The sequence below is a fragment of the Paenibacillus lactis genome (assembly GCF_017873605.1).
GTDB lineage: Bacteria > Bacillota > Bacilli > Paenibacillales > Paenibacillaceae > Paenibacillus_AQ > Paenibacillus_AQ lactis.
Window position 1 is genome coordinate 167,643 of the sequence record NZ_JAGGKI010000004.1, and the last position, 18,442, is coordinate 186,084.

Sequence of the window (18,442 nt, forward strand, 5' to 3'; positions counted from 1 at the left end):
ACGGGTGGGGCTGCTTTCATTTCAGCCGGCGTGAGGATCATCCGGATGATAGCGTCATCCGAATGATAGGCTAGCCGCTATACCTCCACTAAAGCTTCCTGCGGAGACGTGCTGATCTTACCGAGCAAATATACCAGCAGCTGCTGATTATGCGATGAAATGCGATTCAACACCTGTGACAGATACTCATCCCGCACCCGCATGCCCCGGCTGTATTCCTCGCTTCCTTTATAGGAAATCGTAACCCACACAATGCGCCGATCATGCTCATCACGCTCCCGCTTGATCAAGCCATTCTTCTCCATGCGATCAAGAAGCATCGTGACCGCAGCCGGACTGGTGGCCATATACGGGATAAAATCCGAGGGCTTCATCCGCTCCTGTTCCTGAAGCACCTCCAGCACGGTCAATTGCGCTTCGGTCAACGTAGGCGCCAGTCCGGCCTCCATATGAAGCTTATAATCCTTGGCCAGCTTGGACCATACCTTCGCGAATTCAGCAGTATGCATGTTCATCCATCCCTTCTGCTATGTCTGATCGAACCTGATTCGAAATCATTCGATATCTGCATCTCATCTCCATGGACCGCCGGTTGTTAGGTGCGGGCTGCCAACTCTCCTAAGTCGTTTATTGGATTAATTGTTCGCGGATCGCCTACCAATATCCTTCTTTTTTCGTTAAAAAATATAATTTCCAACGATGCGACAAAACCCACCAGCCTTGATATGACGGCATTTTTCAATAATCACATTCCTTCGACATGGCAAGACATATGTCAAAAAGTATAAATTAAAAAGCCACAGCGAGTAACTTTTCCGCTATCTAGTTATCCCCTGTCTATACTTCCTAGGAGCGCTCGGTGCTTCAAATCAAAATATTAAAAACATCCCTTCACGAATCGCACTTGCGCATAGAGACGCACATGTGACCCGCAAGGGATGCTTTGTCTACATCAAAAGCTTAGCGAAACTAAACTTCTTTGTCCTGTCCGTTGTTAGGCAAATGGACCAGACTCACAATCTGTCCTTTTTTGCCGACATCGGCCAGAAGCTTGCCTGTCGATTTCCGTTCAGCGATCGGAACCTTCTCGGAATGAATCGGATAGGCTTGCCCGTCATCAGCGTAGGCCGTAATGTCGATCGGTTCTCTGCAATAGAATGCTCCGGCGATGGTGCTGCCGTTCGGCTTCACCCGCTTGCCTTCCTTGAACTCGAATGTGGCGATTCCTTTGCCGCCTCGGCTTTGGACCGGATAATCAATCAGCAGGCTGCGTTTGCCGTAACCGAGATCGGTAATCGTCAAGATTTCGCCTTCATCCTCTTCCACCCACAGGGCGGACACCACCTCGTCCCCTTCACGGAGCTGGATCCCCCGGACGCCCCCGGACACGCGTCCCATCGGGTTCACCTCTTGCTCCTTGAAGCGAATGCTCATGCCGTCTTTGGAGATGAGCACAATATCCTTCGTTCCGTCGCTCATCACGACCTGGATGACGCTGTCATCCGCTGCGACTTTCGCTGCGGCGACGGCTCCTGATCGTTTGGTGACATAATCCTTCAGCTCGGTTCGCTTCAACTGCCCTTTACGGGTAACGAAGACGAGCGATTTTCCAGGCTCTTCGAAATTCGTTACCGGAATGGCGGATACGATCGAATCCTCTTTCGGAAGCTGGATGACATTGACGATCGCCGTTCCGGCATCCTTCCACTTATATTCCGGTATCTGGTGAACCGGCAGCAGGAAATATTGCCCGCGGCTTGTGAACAGCAGCAGGTTGTCCAGCGTGTTCACTTCGAATAAACGGGTGATGTGGTCCCCTTCCTTGATACCTGAGCTATCCAGCTCGCCACCGCTTCGCGTAAAGGAGAGCATGCTGGTCCGCTTAATGTACCCGTCATGGGACATCGTAACAAGCACGTCCTCCGCATTGACGAGCACCTCAAGATTCACCTTGATCTCTTCCACTTCTTCCTGGATGAGGGAGCGGCGGTCCACACCGTATTTCTCGCGAATTTCGAGCAGCTCCTTGCGGATTACCCCGATCAGCTTTTTGTCGCTGGCGAGAATGCCGCGCAGGTTGTCGATTTTCTTCATGAGCTCGTCCAGCTCTTTTTGCAGCGAATGGATCTCAAGATTCGTTAGGCGATATAATTGCAAAGTTAGAATAGAATCCGCCTGGCGCTCCGTAAAGCCGAACATCCACTGCAGGTTATTCTGTGCATCCTGGCGGTTCTTGGATGCTTTGATCGCCGCGATGACCTCATCCAAAATGTTCAGCGCCTTGACCAGGCCCTCCAATACGTGCGCCCGGTCCTCCGCCTTCTCCAGCTCATACTGCGTTCGGTGCGTGACGACCTCGCGCTGGTGCTCAATGTATGCCTCCAGCATCGCTTTAAGGCCCAGCTGTTGAGGGGTTTTGTTTACGATCGCCACCATATTGAAATTGTACGTAATCTGCAGATCGGTTTTCTTGAACAAATAAGCAAGAATGCCGTTCGCATCGGCGTCCTTCTTCAGCTCAACCACGATGCGGAGCCCTTCGCGTCCGCTCTCGTCTCTCACTTCGGCAATGCCCTCGACCTTCTTCTCCAGCCGGATGTTTTCCATCGCGGTTACCAGTCTCGACTTGACGACCTGATACGGAATCTCCGTAATGACGATCTGCTGCTTGCCGCCGCGAAGCGATTCAATCTCCGTCTTGGAGCGAAGGTAAACGCGGCCTTTGCCGGTGCGGTAGGCATCCAGGATGCCTTCGCCGCCCATGATGATGCCGCTTGTCGGAAAGTCCGGTCCCTTGATAAAGGTCATAATTTCCGACAGCTCGATCTCGGGCTTTTGCATGACCGCAATGCAGGCATCAATTACTTCCCGCAAGTTGTGAGGCGGAATCTCCGTCGCAAAGCCCGCCGAGATTCCGCTTGCCCCGTTGACAAGCAGATTCGGATACCGGGACGGCAGAACGACCGGTTCCTTCGCCGTATTGTCGAAATTGTCCTTGAACAGCACGGTCCGCTTCTCGATATCGCGCAGAAGCTCCATCGCGATCGGCGAGAGCCGGGCCTCGGTATAACGCATCGCTGCAGCCGGGTCATCGTCCTGGGAGCCCCAGTTGCCATGTCCGTCGACCAGCACATGCCCCATCTTCCAAGGCTGGGCCATCCGGACCATCCCCTCGTAAATGGACGAATCACCGTGCGGGTGATAATTACCCATGACGTCACCGACGGTCTTGGCGGATTTGCGGTAGGGCTTGTCCGGCGTGTTGCCGGAGTCGTACATCGCATACAAAATGCGGCGCTGAACCGGCTTCAGCCCGTCGCGAACATCGGGGATCGCCCGGTCCTGAATAATATATTTCGAATACCGGCCGAAGCGGTCCCCTACAACCTCTTCCAGGTAAGCCGGCAAAAATTGTTCAGATAAACTCATGCTTCCACCTTCTATTCCTCAAACTCCGCAAAATTAACGTTCTCTACGATCCAACGTTTGCGGGGATCGACCTTATCTCCCATCAGGGTTGATACGCGTCTTTCCGCCTTGGCCGCATCCTCGATCTGCACCTGAAGCAGCGTCCGCGTCTCGGGATTCATCGTCGTTTCCCACAGCTGCTCCGGATTCATCTCGCCAAGTCCCTTATAACGCTGCAGCTCGTAATTTTTGAATTCCTTCAAGTAGTTCGCAAGCTGCTCTTCGGTCCACGCATAACGGACCGTTTCCAGTTTGCCGGATTTGCTGGCGATTTTATACAGCGGAGGCTGTGCGATGTAGACACGGCCTTCGTCGATCAGCGGCTTCATGTACCGGTAGAAGAACGTCAGCAGCAGCACTTGAATATGGGCGCCGTCCGTATCCGCGTCCGTCATGATAATGATCTTGGAATAATTGCTGTCCGCCGAGGAAAATTCATTGCCGATTCCTGAGCCGATCGCCGAAACGATGGCCCGGTACTCTTCATTCTTCAAAATGTCGGCCAGCTTTGATTTTTCCGGATTCATCGGCTTTCCTTTAAGCGGCAGGATGGCCTGGATCTTCGAATCGCGCCCCTGCTTCGCCGAACCGCCCGCCGAATCGCCTTCGACGATGAACAGCTCGGTTCTTGAAAAATCCTTCGACTGCGCCGGCGTCAGCTTGCCGCCAAGATTCGAGCTTTCGCTCCGCTTCTTGCCGCTTCGCATTTCATCCCGGGCTTTCCGCGCCGCTTCGCGCGCCTTCGAAGCCTGGATGGCCTTCCTGAGCAGCGTCTGGGCAACCTGGGGATTTTCCTCGAGGAAAATTTGCATTTTCTCGGTGACGATGCTGTCAACCGCACTGCGCGCCGAAGCGCTCCCGAGCTGGTCCTTCGTCTGCCCGACGAATTCCACCTCGGCCATCTTCACGCTGATGACGGCCATCATGCCTTCCCGCAGATCGTTGCCTTCAAGATTCTTGTCCTTTTCCTTCAACAGATTATTCTTGCGGGCATAATCGTTCATTACGCGGGTATATGCGGTCTTGAAGCCGGTCTCATGCGTGCCGCCGCCGCGCGTTGGAATCGAGTTGACGAACGATGCCAGCGTCTCCGTATAACCTGCGTTATATTGAAGGGCAATTTCCACCTCAATATCGTCCTTCTCGGCAAAGAAATGGATGACGTCATGCAGCACATCCTTGCCCTCGTTCAGGAACTGAACGAATTGGCTGGCCCCGCCTTCGTAGAAAAACTCGTCGCTGTTTCCGCTGCGCTCATCCTTCAAGACGATGCGAAGCCCCGAGTTCAGGAACGCAATCTCCTGCAGCCGCTCCGCAAGCGTGTCGTAATTCAATTGAATGCCGGACGAGAAAACGCGCGCATCCGGCTTGAACGTAACTTTCGTTCCGGTCTTCGACGTATTGCCAAGCACCTCAAGTCCGGTAACCGGCTCCCCGACATGCTCTTTCCCTTTCTTGTCCTGCCAATATTCGAAACGCTGGCGGTGGATCTTGCCCTCGCGGTAAATCTCCACTTCCAGCCACTCGGATAATGCGTTCGTTACCGAAGCGCCGACACCGTGCAAGCCGCCGGACTTCTTGTATCCGGAGCCGCCGAACTTGCCGCCCGCATGCAGGATCGTAAATACGACCTGCGGCGTTGGAATGCCGGTCTTATGCATGCCGGTCGGAATGCCCCGTCCGTTATCATACACGGTAACGGACCCGTCTTTATGCAATGTAAGTTCAATTCTCGAGCAGTACTTGGCCAAATGCTCGTCGACAGCGTTATCTACAATTTCCCACACTAGATGATGCAAGCCCGACGAGCTTGTGCTCCCTATGTACATGCCTGGCCGTTTGCGTACCGCAACAAGGCCTTCGAGCACTTGAATGTCGTCAGCATCGTATCCTGAACGGCTTTCACCGCCATTCGGTGATGACTCTGCAAACAAATCGATCTGTTCGACCATTCATGCTCCTCCTTCAAATTTTCGCGTATCATGTTCAGTTCTATTCATTGTGCCATCCGTTTACACCAAGCTTTAAATGCTTCGGTCAAGGATCATGCAAAATTCGAATCCAGCCGCTCCAGTGTACAATATACAGACGAACCAAACCAATTCGTGTATATATTGCGGATTGAAAGCCGTGCTTTGGGTATTTGCAATATCCTCCCGTAAAAATGCAAACAAATGTTTCGTGCTTTGTCCATTTTAATTCAAGATATCCCTTCTCGTAAAGACGCTGAATGAAACGATCACCGCACAGACTGCCCAGACCGCCAGTACGGCAAGGGAGAAATTCAGCGACATCCCTTCGATCGGGGGCAAATTGCCGGCCAAATAATCCGTTAAATTCAGGTTTACCATAAACAAATATTTTGCGCTGCTCCATGCAGAGGCCATATTGGTCAGGATATTGCCGGCGATCAGGGCCGCCATCATGATGACGATGCTCGCCGCCGTGCTCCGGACAAGGACCGAAACCATAAACGCCAGCATGGCCACGCAAATGCCGACAAACCAAACCAAGCCGCCTTGCATCAGCAGATACATCCACTGCGGCACCGCATGCACCCCGGTCATATCCACTTCCGAGCCGACAATCCGAAAACCGGTAAATACAGGGATGTCAAAGCCTTTATATCCGAAAGCCAGTCCCGAAATGAGATAGGCGATGATAAACGTTGATAAGACGATCAACGACACGAACATCAGCAGGGCGACCAGCTTGCTGAGAAGCACTTTCCACCGTTTGACCGGCCGTGTAAGCAGCATTTTGATCGTTCCGGACGTGCGCTCTCCGGATACGATATCCGATGCGATCGCCATAATCAATAGCGGAATGAATAATGATATCGCATTATTCAGGAACTCCCGGGTAAAGGTAACCCCGTTTGGATGATTAGGATTCACATCATGCTCCAAATAATACTGCATTTGCTGAATAAAAATTTGCCGGTATCTCTTCCATTCATCCGGCACCCGATCGCTGCTGAGCGAGTTTTCATTGTCCGTGATCCGCTGCTGAAGCTCCAGGCGCCAGTCACTGTTGAACTTCTCCTGGCTCCGCTCCGCCGCCTTCATCTGCGCATAGGTAAACATCGGCACCAGAACGAGCAGGACGAGCAGGACGACGTAAAAACGCTTCCTTTTCATAATTTTCAAACATTCGTTCTGTATCAACGGGACAAGGTTACTCAAGGCTCTCCCCCTCCGTCATTTGGAGAAACAGCTGCTCCAGTGTAGGATTCATGCGGTGGACTTCCCGAACCTCTACCCCTGAGGCAACCAGCCGCTCGACCGCGCGGAAGGTATGCTCGGGAGAAATGCACGTTACGATCGCCTCAGCCGACATGCCTGCCAGCAGGTTATCATCGAGCACCGACTCAGGCTCTTCCACGATGTCGCAGTATTCCAGCCCCGACAGTATCCGCTTCCCTTGCGCAGCCGGTTTCAGCTCCCATACGACATAATCGTTGCTCCCGGAGATCAGTGCATCGACTTCGCCGACGGCGAGAACTCGTCCTCCGCTAATGATGGCAACCCGGTCGCACAGCAGCTGGATCTCGCTCAGCAGGTGGCTTGAAACGAATACCGCGAGGCCTTCCTCCGCCAGCTGTTGAATGAAATGGCGCATCTCCTTAATGCCTTTCGGATCCAGCCCGTTGGTCGGCTCGTCCAGGATAAGCAGCTTCGGTCTTCCCAACAGTGCCTGTGCGATTCCAAGCCGCTGCCTCATGCCGAGCGAATACGTGCTTACCTTATCATGTATTCTCCGTTCCAGCCGGACAATATCCACCACTTCGGCGATCCGCTGACGGTCGATTCCCGGCTGCATGCGCGCAAAATGCTCGAGATTCTCCCAGCCGGTCAGAAAAGAATACATCTCGGGATTCTCAACGATGGAACCGATGTGACGCAGCGCCTGCTCCTGCTGCCGGTTGACATCATAGCCGCACACCTTGATCGTTCCTGAGGTCGGCTTGATCAGATCGACGAGCATCCGAATCGTTGTCGTCTTCCCCGCTCCGTTCGGGCCAAGAAATCCGAAAATTTCCCCTTTGCGAACGTCGAAGGTCACATCATGTATAATCCATTTTCGTCCGATTTTCTTCGTCACATTCTTTACAGATAACACGATTTCCGAGAAATGGTCATTCAAGCGACCCCAACTCCTTCTATGAATCGATGGGTTCCCTGTATCCCCGTTTTACTTCAAGCCCTGTACGATCCGGTCCGCAATGGCCTGATATCCCGCACCATTCGGATGGAAATGGTCGGATGACAAATAGGCATCCAGCTTGTGCTGAAACAGATCAAACGTGGGGACCAGCGTCATATTCGGGTCCTGATTCACGATTTCCATTACGCTATGATTCCATGTCGACACAACGATATTCCCCGGGATCTGCAATTCCTTCAAATCAGCGAACGGGTGGTACAGCCCGACATAAATGATGCGGGCATCCGGATTAATCGCCCGAAGCTTCTGCAGAATCGACTGCAGGCGCTCGGAGGCCTCAGGCAGCAAAGCCATCAGCTTGACTGGGTCGATCTCGAGCGCATCCGGGTCGGTCTCTTCGCTCAAAAGGCCGCTGTTCTGAAACAAATCGTTGCCGCCGATCGACAGCATGATTACGTTTGCCCGCTGCAGGGCGTAACGGATGCCTTTGTCGTCGAGCTTGGGCAGAAGCGCCTCGGTTGTCATCCCGTTGATCGCCAAGTTAGCAAGCAGCTTGGCCGATCGCCCGTCACCGTTCAGCTGATCGATGCTCCGCCGGACAAACCCGCTCCCGGTATTGTCCCCCGTTCCCTTGGCAAGAGAATCGCCGATCGCCGTGACGTTCAGGTGATCCGGCAGCGGCTGTGCAGTCGTCGTGTCTTCGTCCTTGCCCGCCTGCTCCTCCTGATCCGCCCCGGATCCATTCCCCGGCACGGCACCAGGCGCTGAGGGTGATTCGGATCCCGAATCGCTCCCTGCTGCAAGAGGCTCTCCTTGTGGATAGTTGATATCATTCCATGCATATATAAAGCCAATGACGAGCACAATGGTTGCCAATGCCGAGGCGCAAGCGGTAATCCTCCATATCCATGACGATGTTCTCATGACTCTCCCCCTGCAAAAATCCTCATGTACTCTACCATAAAACTTCTTTCAAAAATTTGCAAATCATAAAGCCAAAAAAAGACCGTCCCGAAACGCAAGAGCAGGCTCTCGCGATCAGGACAGTCCCCTGTAGATTATTCCGTATTATTGGCTGATAAATTCTTGCACCCAGTAACCGTTGTAGTATCCTACCCCGATCATCGTAAAGTTCGGAGACAAAATATTATCACGGTGTCCCTGGCTGTTCATCCATGCATCCATAACTTCTTGCGGCGAACGCTGGCCTTTAGCAATATTCTCGCCGGCATAGCCGTAAGAGATTCCGTAAGCTTTCATCATATCAAACGGCGAGCCGTAGGTTGGGGAAGTATGGCTGAAGTAATTGTTATTGTTCATATCCTTCGCTTTATCCAGCGCAACTGTCGTCAGCTTGGCATGTACGGTAAGTGGCTTCAAGCCTGCCTTCGCGCGTTCTTGGTTAACGAGCTCGACAACTTGGGAAGCAAAGCTCGATTGCTCGCTCGTGCCCGTCGATCCGGATGGTTCGGACGGCTTCGCCGGCGTGCTTGTTTCCGGCTTGCTCGTTTGCGGCTTCTCCGCAGGCTGCTGAGTTTGCGGCTTCTCGTCTTCCGGCTTGGACGCTTCCGGTTTAGGCACCGCTGGTTTCGAGGTTTCAGGCTTTTCTGCCTGAGGCATTTGAGTTACCCATTTGAACTGTCCTTCCCAGCCTTGGGACTCCAGAAACTGCTGAATCTTTTGCTGCCAGCTTACAACATGGCTGTTCTCAGCCGGTGCAGCGGAAGCTGTTGTAGGAAGCATGATGCCTACGGCCATTACCGCGGCGATACTGCCGCCTGCGACTTTCTTCATCCATTGCTTATTCATGAAATTCATCATCTCCTGTAGTCTTGTTGTTGGGCCGCTTGATCCTCATAGATTCTAGAGGGTGAGTTCTTGGTGTCAGAGGATCAAGCGTTGGTAACATTTTTGTAACCATCTACGAACACATTGTAACATAATTGATACCCGCGACAAGTGCACAATTGTTGGAAATCCTTCAGATCAAACAAGAAAAAACCCATCCCGTGCCCGGGATGGGTTAACAAAAGGGATGCGGCTACAGCTTTTTGTTAAACTGATAGCCTGCCTTTTCAAATCCGATATGTTCATAAAATGCATGTGCCGGGGCTAATTCTTCCCGGTTGCCGCTCGTGAGAAACAAGAGGTCGCTGCCCTGCTGTCTTGCCCAAGTTTCTGCAGCTTGAATTAATCGTTTGCCAATGCCTTGGCGGCGGCAGCTTGAGGTTACAATAACCGAAGTAATTTGAGTGACCGGTTCGGTCATAACGAAGGATTTGACTTGACGAAGCATGATCATGCCGACGACGGTTCCGTCCAATTCAGCAACCATGTTGCAGTACAGCGGATTGCACGACATGTTCTCCATCCGTTCACGCATCACATTCAGCGTGGTCGGATAATTCAGTTCTCGCATCAAGGATGTGACAGCTTCCAAATCATTCTTCTCAAAGTTTCGAATCAGCAGTGCAGGCGCAGACAATACGCTTTCGATGCTCATTATACCCTCATGCTTCCCTTCTTCTATGAAATTCTTGAATCACTCTATTTCTATTTTGTAAGTTTATGAAGAAGATTGCAAGTGTCAGGCGACATTTTTTTTACATTTGTGTCGGTTTTGTTAAACCTTTGTTAAGACGTTTTTACAAAAAGCGGTATTGCGCTTCAATAAGTCCATGATAGGTTCCCTGCTTCTGCATAAGCTGGTTATGGTTCCCTTCCTCGATAATCCGTCCGTGGTCCAGAACGACGATATGATCCGCATGCCGGATCGTCGAGAGACGGTGCGCCACGATGAAGGAGGTGCGGCCTTTAAGCAGGACTTTTAGCGCTTCCTGGATTTTGAGCTCGGTTTCCGTATCGATGCTCGCCGTCGCCTCATCCAGAATCAGGATTCTCGGATCGGCAAGGAGCGCTCTGGCGAAGGACAGCAGCTGGCGCTGACCCATGGACAGCATGTTCCCGCGTTCTTCGACCTCGGTGTCATAGCCGCTCGGCATTTGAACGATGAATTCGTGAGCGCCGACCGCTTTGGCCACCTGCTCGATCTCCTCGTTCGTTGCATCCAGCCGGCCGAAACGGATATTGTCCCGAATCGTTCCGGAGAAGATAAACGTATCTTGAAGCACGATGCCGATCTGGTTGCGCAGACTCTCCACCGTGACCGATTGAATATCATAGCCGTCGATGGTAAGCTTGCCGTCCGTAATGTCGTAAAAACGGCTCAGCAGATTGATAATGGTGCTCTTGCCGGAGCCGGTGTGTCCGACGAGGGCGATCGATTGCCCGGCCTTTACGTCCAGATTGATTCCTTTCAGCGCCTGTCGGCCCTTCTCGTATTCAAACACAACGTTCTCAAGCTTGATGTCCCCTTGAATCTTCGGCAGCTTGACTGCGCCCGGCTTATCATCGATGCTCGGCTTCTCGTCGATAAACTCGAAGATTCGCTCCGAGGAAGCCATGGCAACCAGCAGCTGGTTATACATTTGACCAAGTCGGTTGATCGGCTCCCAGAAGTTTCCGACATATTGGGTAAAGGCGATCAAGAGACCGATCGTCAGCTCCTCTTGCTGTATGAGCGTTGCACCGAGCCAGAACAGAATCAGCGTTCCGAAGCCGCCCGTAATTTCAATCAGCGGACCGAAGGACTGGTTCATGGCCGAGGCCTTATCCCAAGACTTTTTGCTGTCCAGGTTCATATGATCGAAGAACTTCATGTTCTCTTCTTCCTGCGTGTATGCCTGGGTCACCCGGATCCCTTGAATCGACTCGTTCAAGTGGGAGTTGATGCGGGAGTTCCGGATGCGCACGTCCTGCCACGCCCGGCGGATCCGTACGCGAAGCTTCGTGGAAATGAAGAACATGATCGGCACCGTAACGATTACCGCAAGACCGAGCTTCCAGTTAATAACGAGCAGAATAACGACAATGCCGACGAGCTGAACGCAGTCGATGATCAGATTGACGACCCCGTTCGTGAACAGATCCTGCAGCGAGTTGACGTCATTCGTCACCCGCACGAGCACCGATCCTGCCGGCCGTTTGTCAAAGAAGTTAAAGGACAGCCGCTGAATGTGCCTGAACAAGTCGGCGCGAAGATCGTAAATGACCCGCTGCCCGATAATATTCGTGTACTTGATCCGGAAGATGCCTGCGATCCATTGAATCACGTACATGGCCAGCACGGCTATCGTAATCTGATAGAGCAGCGTCAGGCTCGGACTTCCGTTTTCCGGCTCGATGGCATGGTCAATGGCCTGACTTGTCAGAAAAGGAATCGCCAGCTTCGTGATCGTTCCGATGATCATCATCAGCCCGACCAGCGGCAAAATTTGCTTAGCGTAAGGCTTCATGTACGAGATCAGCCGCGTCAGCTGCTTCCAGTTAAACGGTTTCTCGATCGCATCGTCATCCTTGTATACAAAGCGTTCGTTCTTCGCCCCCGGGTCCTGTTCGGACTTGGGAGCCTTTCTCCTATGATGGGGTTCTGTATTTACGTTGGCGTTCATGCTTGCACCTGCCCTTGCTTCCCTCCCGCTTGAGCCTGCCTCGCGATAAGGTCCGCATATTGTATTTTGTATACATCCTGGTATGGCCCCGGTACTGCAATCAATTCCTCATGCTTGCCGCGCTGAACGACCCGGCCTTCGTCGAGAACGAGAATTTCGTCGGCATGGCGCAGCGAGGAGATGCGGTGGGCGATAATAAAGGTCGTTCTTCCCTTCATGACTTCCTGGAAACCGGATTGGATTTCATGCTCGGTCTCCATATCGACCGCGCTCGTCGCATCGTCCAGTATCAGAATCTTTGGATTTTTCAGCAGGGCGCGGGCAATCGCGATCCGCTGCTTCTGGCCGCCGGATAACCCCATGCCCCGCTCGCCTACGATCGTATCGTAGCCGTCCTTCATTTCCATAATAAAATCATGCGCCTTCGCCAGCTTTGCAGCCCGAATGATATCCTCCATGCTCACGTCTTTCATGCCGTAAGCGATGTTGTTGCGAATGCTCGACGAGAACAGGAAGGTCTCCTGGAATACGGTAGCGATCTGGCTTCGCAGGCTGCGCACCTTGATGTCATTAATATTGATGCCGTCCAGCATGATGGTCCCCTGGTTCACGTTGTACGCGTGCATAAGCAGCTGAATGATCGTCGATTTGCCGGATCCGGTTCCGCCCAGCAGGCCGATTACCGAGCCTGGAGGCGCATTCAAATTAATGTCTTTGACAGCCGCCATTTTGTTTCCGTATGCGAAAGTCACTTCGTTGAATTCGACATGCCCCTTCACTTCGCTAGGCACCAAATCCACGGCATTCTCGCGGTCCTTCACGTCAATCGGCTGATTCAGAAGCTCCAGCACCCGTTCGCCGGACGCCTTCGATTGCGTATAGTTGTTGATATGGAAGCCGATCCCCCACAGCGGTCCAATGATGTACCAAATCAGGGTAAAGAATGCCGCCAGCTGTCCGACCGACATCGATCCGTTAATGACCAGGCTTCCTCCGACGCCGAGCAATATAACGACGCTGATGTTTGCGAACAGCTCCATCATCGGGAAGTAGCGTGCCCACAAGGAAGATGCAAAGATCTGATTCGTCTTGTAGCGTTCGTTGCGCTCCGAGAACTTCTCGACTTCATGCGGCTCGCGGGCGAAAGACTTGACCGTGCGGACACCCGTAATGTTCTCCTGTACGGCCGTGGTCAGCGAGCTGAGCGCAAGCCGCATCTCCTGGAACGCCGGATGAATTTTCGATTCGAATTTGAGTGCGGCGACGACGAGAAACGGCATCGCGACAAGCGTGATCAGCGTCAGCTTCCAGCTGATCGTGAACATCATGATGGACCCGAAGGTGACCATCAGCACCAGATTGAGCAGCTGTGCGAAGCCGAAGCCGATAAACATCCGGATCGCTTCCAGATCGCCGGTCAGCCGCGACATCAAGTCCCCGGTGCGTGCCGTGTCATAGTAACGGAACGATAAAAATTGCAATTTTTCGTAGCAGGCGTTACGCAGCGAGTAGGCGAGGTAGTTGCCCAGCCTCCCTCCAAAAAAGCCGTGCAGAAACTGCATGGAGGCTTTGAGGATGACAACCCCCAATACGGTCAGTGCCAGCTGCGGAACCATGCCGAAGTTCTCCATCTTGATCGCATCGTCAATCAGGACTTGCAAGAGGTACGGGTACACAAGTCCCAGCGCCGTTGCAATCGCCAGACAGAGAATGGAGAGAAAGAGATAACTCCGTTTCTCCCAAAAGAAGCCCTGCAGTTGCCTAAGAACATTCATGATTTTCCTCCGTAGGATTTTTTTCGTTCAGGTTATGTAGCATTTATGAAGTTTATCATCGACCTGAACGGGCGGCAAAGAGAAATAACGGTCATAAATGAGCCAAAAGGACCTAATGAAGGCAAATAGTTAAACTTATCTTTGTTTACTGATTAAATAATCGTTAATTCTCACCTATGCTACTCTTTCTCCCGGAAGCGACCGCTTCGGGCAGCCACTGTGCATTTCGTCCCGGTTCCGGACTTTTTGGAGAAGGGTATCGGAAGGTTGGTTTTCTATGATTTCTGTCCCCAGGAGCCTGCATCTATGCTTGTCGTCCGAACGTCGACGCTGTTGATCTGTTGATCGTACAGCAGTCATTAGTCGACGCTGTTAATCGGCAGCAGTCATCATTAGAACATGGCAAGTGCAGGGGCAGGCGCCAAATACATGGGGTTTGTGCAGCCATTGCTCTTCAATCACGCGAAATAAAGTTACATAAAAAGGTAATTCACGGTTCCATAAAAAGAGACGCCTCCGCCGCCATGATGCATGGCTCGGAAGACGTCTGCGCTATGGATGTTTATTCTGCAAAGCAATGGACCGTTTTTACGCACCTTTGCATGTTCCGTTCGGTGCGTGTAACGTTTTTACGAACCTACTGTCATCCATTCAAAACCTGGAACATACTTGGCGCGGATTTATCCGTGACCCGTATTTGTTCAATTGGATTAGGAATATCGTCCCCACTCGGTTGAAACAAGGATGCCGGAATCAGCCTTGAAGAGGTCCGGCCGCCGTCAGCTCCTGCAAATCGTCAGCCAGCTTATTCCACACTTGCGGGGATTGCCCGTCCTTCAGCGAGTCGATGATGGCTTCAACCGACTCCTGAAGCTGTTCCTCAAGCGCTCCTGCATGATGGCGCAAGGAGTTGGCGACCATGCGGGCATAATGCTCCGCCAGCTGATCCTCGCGCTTGCTGACGACGGCGGCGATCGCCTCCTTCACCTTCGGCTCGGCCGCTTCGCGGAGCTTGACGCTGCCGCTGCCCTCAAAAAAGTGCTTCGGATTTTTGAACAAGGACCAGAATGCCAGCCAGCCTCCGTCGATCGAAAGCTCCGTTTCGGCAAGCTCCGGAGACGGCCAATCCGGCTCCCGCCGGAGGGTGAGCGCCAATCCCTCCTCCATCGCTTGAATATCGGCTGCCGCTTTTCCGGCTGCGCCTTCGGACAGCTTGCGTCCCGCCTGCTCCAAACGGAGCGTTGTCGCCCACAGCTCCTGATCCAGCTCCAGGGACAGCGTACGCAGCAAATCCTGGCCGCACGCGGCAAATGCCGATTTCATATTTCCGCTGTCTTCGCGGAGGACGGACGGGTTGAACGATTCCTGGAAGAATCGGTTCATCGCGTAATCGAGCCGCTGCCGCACATGGAACAACAGCTCGCTGCATTCCTGCGTTATATCGCGGGCCATCGTATCCTCCGTTAACTGCTCTAGCCGAACAAGCGCCTGTCTTCGCACTTCTTCCATCGCTTGGATCTTCTGCTGGCGCGTCGTAGCGTCCTGAGCGGCAAGCTCGGCCCATGTCCGAATCCGGTCCCGGATGGAAGCCACCTCATCATACCCGGCGCGCAGCGACAGCTTCGGCAATTCAACCGCGGCAAAGCGCCCAAGCGCCTCCTCGAATGCCGGAAACCCCGATGCGGCGAGGATTCCGGCATCGTCCTGCAGCTTCCCGGTTAAGGCCGATTGACTCGACACCGGATAAAGATGCGGACTGCCGACGCCGTTCGCCGTCAAATTGCTGCGCACGTGCTTGATGACTTCCCCCAGCTCCTCTTCAGACTGGGCAAGATCGGCGGCATTTACGATAAAGAACATTTTATCAAGCGCGAAGCTGTCCTTCACCCGTCCGAGCTGGGACAGGAACTGGCGGTCCGCTTTGGAAAAGGCATGATTATAATACGTCACATAGACAATCGCATCGGCGTTTTTAATATAGCTGAACGTGACGCCCGTATGCCGGGCATGCAGCGAGTCTGCTCCCGGCGTATCGACCAGGACGATCCCCTGCTCGGTGAGCGGGCAGCTGTAATACAGATCAATCCCGTCCACGAAGCAGGATTTCCGCTCATCGGCGACATATCCGCGGTATTCCGGCAGCTGCACAAGCTCCGTCGTCCCGAGCCTGCCCTCCATCTCTTCCCAGCCGGCAGCCGCCGCCTTCAGAAATCCGTAATGCGGCAAAGCTGCCGGATGCAGCCCCGATGGTGTCAGCTGTTCCGCTGCCGCCCTCCAGCGGTCCGGGCTCGGCTCTGGCAATCCCAGCACGCTGAAGGAATACTTCAGATCGTCCCACCACATCTCGCGGCTCTTCATGCGCACGGCTGCGGTCCCATGAGGCTTTCCTTCAGCCGGCGCGAGAATGCGGTTCACCGCGGCCGTCGTCGGGTGCGGTGAAACCGGCAGCACCGCTTCGCCAAGCAAGGCGTTGGCGAAGGAGGATTTGCCGGCGCTGAACGCTCCGAACAGCGCCATCGTGAACGAGCCGCCCGCGAGCGCCTCGGCGCGGGCGGTCAAATCCCGCGCGGCGGAGCCCAGCGCGGGGTACGGCGCCAGCAGCGCGGCGGCCGCTTGCAGCTGCGCTGCCGCAGCGTCAAGCTGCTGGCGCCGCTGGGGCGCCCCCGGCGCAGCGCTGCTGCGGCGCGGAGCGGTGCGCCCCTGCCCCGGCTGCGCAGCCGGGGCGCCGCCTTGGGCAGCCGCCTGGGCGGGCTGCCCTTCCGGCTCCCTCACCTCCGGCAGGAGGCCGGGGGTGAGGGAGGCGCGCGGCGGGAGCAGCTGCGCCAGCTCCGCCGCGCGGGCGGCTTCCGCCTGCTGCAGCGCAGCATAGCGGGCGGAAGCCGCTGATTGCGCCAGCAGCTCCTCCTGCTGGCGCCCCAGCTCCTGCAGACGAACGGCTGAAGCGTCCGTCAGCACCGCCTGCAGCCGGTCGGCCAGCTCCGACACGGCACGGCGATAGCTGGCCTTGATGCGCTCGGCCAGCTCCCGGCAATAGTTCAGCACATACTCCCCGGAAACAATCGCATCCGACTGGATCCCGCCTGTAACCATATCCTCCTGAACCGTCGGCAGCTCATGATCCAGCATGCTTTCCCATTCCGTATTCCACTCCGTATAGCTCTCGGTGATGCTACGGAACAAATGTCGGACATGCCAATCGACCTGAGCGGAGATCTGTTCCTTCAATCGGGCATGGAACGCTTCCAGACGGCGGCGCTTCTCTTCTTCGGTCTTTCCGCCCGAGAATAGGAAGCCGACCTTGAACCCGCTGCGGCGGCTCTCCAAGAACAGGCGGGCGAGCTCGCGCACATCCGCCGGCGTTAAGTTCGCATTGGCAAGAAGAGAATCCGCCTCGCTGCGAAGCGCTTGGCGGGCAGTTCCGGGCAGCGATTCCGCCTCCCGCTTCCGTGACTCCAGCTCTTCAAGGCGCGCCTTAAGGGCCGCTGCCGCCTCCTCACCGCCGATTTCCTCAAGCAGCCGTTCTTTCTCGGGCTGGAGAGAGCGGGCGAAAGCGTCCACATGCTGATCCGCCGCATGATGCATGGAGCAGGATACGCTGTAGCCAAGAAGCGGATCTTTAATCGCGATAAGTTCACGAATCAGCGACTTGAGCCGCTCCCATTGGTTATAAGGATGCTCCTTCACCTTAAGCGACGTGCAGAGAAGTCCTTTATAGGCAATTTTCCACTGCGCAAAGGCCTTTTTCACGTCCTGCAAATAATCCGTTATCGACAGCTCCTGGTCCCGATGCTTATCGACCTGATTCACGATAAGATACAGCGGCTTTCCCCAATCCGACAAGCTTTTCGCAAACAAGAGATTGCTCTCCGACTGCACATGGTTATAATCCATCACGTAAAAAACGACATCGGCCATATGAAGCGCGGAGTGGGTAGCCAAACGGTGACCGTCATCCGTTGAGTCTACCCCCGGCGTATCCATCAGAACGCCGGATTCCCCGAGCAGCGGAATGTCCTCCCATACCTCAATGGCTGAATAGGCTCTGCCCTCTTTGCAATAATCAGCCAGCTCCTCGATCGTCACCGTCATCGGCTCGCCATGATCATCGGCTGCGCGATGAATGAGGGCTTTCGGTGTGCCGCTGCGGATCGTGACGATATTGGCGCTGGTCGGCACCGGACCGGATGGCAGCACTGGTTTGCCGCAGAGCGCATTGATCATGCTGGACTTGCCGGCCGAGAAGTGGCCGCAAAACGCCAGCGTCAGCTCCCCGCTCGCTCCCTTGCGTATCAAATCCTCGGCTAGAGCCGCTGATGATTCGTCATTCCAATCCAAAAAGCGGTCCTTAACCGTTGTCATCGTCTTGCTAAGCTCATGGGCTCCCAGTTCACGTTCGGCTATCTTCAATGTCCTTTCTCGCTCCAATCCATGAATCTTATATTTCTGACACATTCTATTCACATCTTTTTATTGTAACATCGCTTGGGCATTAAAGGAATCATCGCATTTCGATCCCGCTGC

General features: G+C 54.1%; 11 protein-coding genes. All 11 read right to left on the reverse strand.

What is annotated here, in order from left to right; genetic code table 11:
- Positions 1-77: 77 nt before the first annotated feature.
- Positions 78-509 carry a MarR family winged helix-turn-helix transcriptional regulator gene (locus J2Z18_RS09370; protein WP_028403574.1) on the reverse strand — a complete coding sequence of 144 codons (432 nt, stop codon included), beginning with the start codon at positions 507-509 and terminating at the stop codon, positions 78-80.
- 460 nt (positions 510-969) lie between these two features.
- Positions 970-3,429 carry a DNA gyrase subunit A gene (gene gyrA, locus J2Z18_RS09375; protein WP_210094606.1) on the reverse strand — a complete coding sequence of 820 codons (2,460 nt, stop codon included), beginning with the start codon at positions 3,427-3,429 and terminating at the stop codon, positions 970-972.
- Positions 3,430-3,440: 11 nt separating this feature from the next.
- On the reverse strand, positions 3,441-5,420 hold the full coding sequence (gene parE / locus J2Z18_RS09380) for a DNA topoisomerase IV subunit B (RefSeq protein WP_028403576.1): 1,980 nt from the start codon (positions 5,418-5,420) through the stop codon (positions 3,441-3,443).
- A gap of 243 nt (positions 5,421-5,663) precedes the next feature.
- Positions 5,664-6,653: an ABC transporter permease gene (locus J2Z18_RS09385; protein WP_007129906.1), complete on the reverse strand. Its 990-nt coding sequence runs from the start codon at positions 6,651-6,653 to the stop codon at positions 5,664-5,666.
- The gene (locus J2Z18_RS09390; RefSeq protein WP_007129905.1) at positions 6,646-7,614 is read right to left on the reverse strand and encodes an ABC transporter ATP-binding protein; all 969 of its coding nucleotides are present in this window, start codon (positions 7,612-7,614) and stop codon (positions 6,646-6,648) included. The genes J2Z18_RS09385 and J2Z18_RS09390 overlap by 8 nt, the downstream gene beginning before the upstream one ends.
- A gap of 48 nt (positions 7,615-7,662) precedes the next feature.
- A complete protein-coding gene (locus tag J2Z18_RS09395) occupies positions 7,663-8,559 on the reverse strand; it encodes a GDSL-type esterase/lipase family protein (protein ID WP_007129904.1) in 897 nt (298 codons plus the stop codon).
- 144 nt (positions 8,560-8,703) lie between these two features.
- Entirely contained in the window at positions 8,704-9,444 is a 741-nt protein-coding gene (locus J2Z18_RS09400) for a CAP domain-containing protein (RefSeq protein WP_210094607.1), read from the reverse strand.
- A gap of 232 nt (positions 9,445-9,676) precedes the next feature.
- Positions 9,677-10,138, reverse strand: coding sequence for a GNAT family N-acetyltransferase (locus J2Z18_RS09405; RefSeq protein WP_007129902.1), 462 nt, complete (start codon positions 10,136-10,138; stop codon positions 9,677-9,679).
- A gap of 142 nt (positions 10,139-10,280) precedes the next feature.
- On the reverse strand, positions 10,281-12,146 hold the full coding sequence (locus J2Z18_RS09410; protein ID WP_007129901.1) for an ABC transporter ATP-binding protein: 1,866 nt from the start codon (positions 12,144-12,146) through the stop codon (positions 10,281-10,283).
- Entirely contained in the window at positions 12,143-13,921 is a 1,779-nt protein-coding gene (locus J2Z18_RS09415; RefSeq protein ID WP_210094608.1) for an ABC transporter ATP-binding protein, read from the reverse strand. The genes J2Z18_RS09410 and J2Z18_RS09415 overlap by 4 nt, the downstream gene beginning before the upstream one ends.
- Before the next feature lie 753 nt (positions 13,922-14,674).
- A complete protein-coding gene (locus J2Z18_RS09420) occupies positions 14,675-18,328 on the reverse strand; it encodes a dynamin family protein (RefSeq protein WP_210094609.1) in 3,654 nt (1,217 codons plus the stop codon).
- Between the last annotated feature and the right edge of the window lie 114 nt (positions 18,329-18,442).